The organism is Moorena sp. SIO1G6 (assembly GCF_010672795.1).
Taxonomy (GTDB): Bacteria; Cyanobacteriota; Cyanobacteriia; order Cyanobacteriales; family Coleofasciculaceae; genus Moorena; species Moorena producens.
Genome location: NZ_JAAHFZ010000161.1, coordinates 1 through 1818 on the forward strand (window position 1 = coordinate 1; position 1818 = coordinate 1818).

The following is a 1818-nucleotide window of genomic DNA, read 5'->3' on the forward strand; positions in this document are numbered from 1 at the left end:
CACAAAAGCTATCCGACCTTTGACGTTCTGGGAACTGAATACAACTTGAGTCGGTCGAATGCTCACACCAACGTGCATAAGCTTTCCCCGCTTCTTCACCAAACGTTGGTGGAGATGGGAATGGTGCCTCACCGCCACTTTGAAAACCCAAAGGCACTAAAAACAGCTCTTGCTGGCGTTGAGCGGATTATTATTGATGCTACTGAGCGAGCCTATCGCCGTTCTCAAGATAATGCGACTCAGCGGCTTTACTATAGCGGCAAACAAAAAGAGCATACGGTCAAGAATATGGTCATTGCTGGCGTTGACAAGTTTATCTATTTTCTCGGCCAAACCTTTACCGGACATAACCATGATTACGCCATGCTCAAACAGGAGCTTCCTCCTGAACTTGATTGGTTTTCTGATATTAACTGAAATAGTCAAGACTTAATCTGACACATGTGATAAAGTGAGTAGATCACAGAAAGGAAAAGTGTCAGATGAAAACCGAAGAAAAGATCATCAAAAATAAGGTAGGCTTGCTAAAACTGGCCGAAGAGCTGGGCAATGTAAGCCGAGCGTGCAAAATCATGGGATATTCTCGTGACAGCTTCTACCGATTCCGAGAGTTGTACGATGAAAAGGGAGAAGAAGGATTACGAGAGATAAGCCGCCGTAAACCACTGAAGGCAAATCGAGTTGCGCCAGAGATAGAAGAGGCAGTGCTCAAATTTGCAACCGATAATCCAGCTTACGGGCAACAGCGAGTTTCCCATGAACTGAAAAAGCAAGGCAAATTTGTCTCGCCAGGTGGCGTACGTTCTATCTGGTTAAGACATGATTTAGAGAGTTTCAAGAAACGGCTCAAAGCCTTAGAACAGCTCCTGCTAGAAAATGAATCAATGATTCTGACCGAAGGCCAACTCAAGGCGATGGAACGAGGCCAGGAGCAGCGAGAGATTGAAGGGCAAATCGAGACTGAGCATCCAGGCTATTTGGGCAGCCAAGACACCTACTACGTAGGCACAATCAAAGGCGTCGGACGTATCTACCAGCAAACCTTCATTGATACTTACACCCGAGTCGCTATCGTTAAGCTATACGAGCGCAAACATGCCATTACCGCTGCGGACCTACTCAATGACCGAGTCATCCCCTTCTTTGAAGAACAGGATGTCCCACTTTTGCGTATCCTCACCGACCGAGGGACTGAGTATTGCGGCTCCTTGCAACATCATGAATATCAGCTATACTTAGCTCTTGAAGAAATCGAGCATACCAAGACCAAGGCACGCTCACCGCAGACCAATGGCATCTGTGAGAGATTTCATCGCACCATTCAGGAGGAGTTTTATCAAGTCGCCTTTCGCAAAACCCTTTATACTTCCATTGAACAGTTACAAGCCGACCTCGACCAGTGGCTCCTCTTTTACAATCGAGAACGGACTCACTCTGGCCGACACTGTGATGGACGAACACCTATGCAGACCTTCCGAGACTCGCAGCACTTAGCCCAACAGAAGCGACTCGAGAAGCTTGCTTCTGAACAACAACTTGAGCTGTCAAACATGACTAGCCAACCGCTCCAAGCGCCACCACAACTAGATACGGCATCCAAGCATCACCATTTGTCCATCGACTCCACTACAGATGAGACCCCCCGTTCGAGAAATGCTGTTTAAGTCAACAGTGTCAGATTAAGTCTCGCCTACTACACATCAACGATCCCGTTACCATGATCTCCATCAATCTCTTGATGCTGTTCGCCGGTCTCTTTCTATTGCTCGGCATTGCATCCAGCAAATTCGCCGCCAAAGTTGGCATGCCAGTGCTTGT

At 47.4% G+C, this 1818-nt stretch carries 1 protein-coding gene and 1 pseudogene; both read left to right on the forward strand.

What is annotated here, in order from left to right; all coding sequences use genetic code 11:
• On the forward strand, positions 1 to 417 hold a 417-nt coding region (locus tag F6K63_RS36710), incomplete at its 5' end, for a transposase family protein (protein WP_287314995.1).
• A 65-nt stretch (positions 418 to 482) separates the two neighbouring features.
• Positions 483 to 1520, forward strand: a pseudogene (locus F6K63_RS36715) (IS481 family transposase); the annotation flags it as partial.
• Positions 1521 to 1818 lie beyond the last annotated feature (298 nt).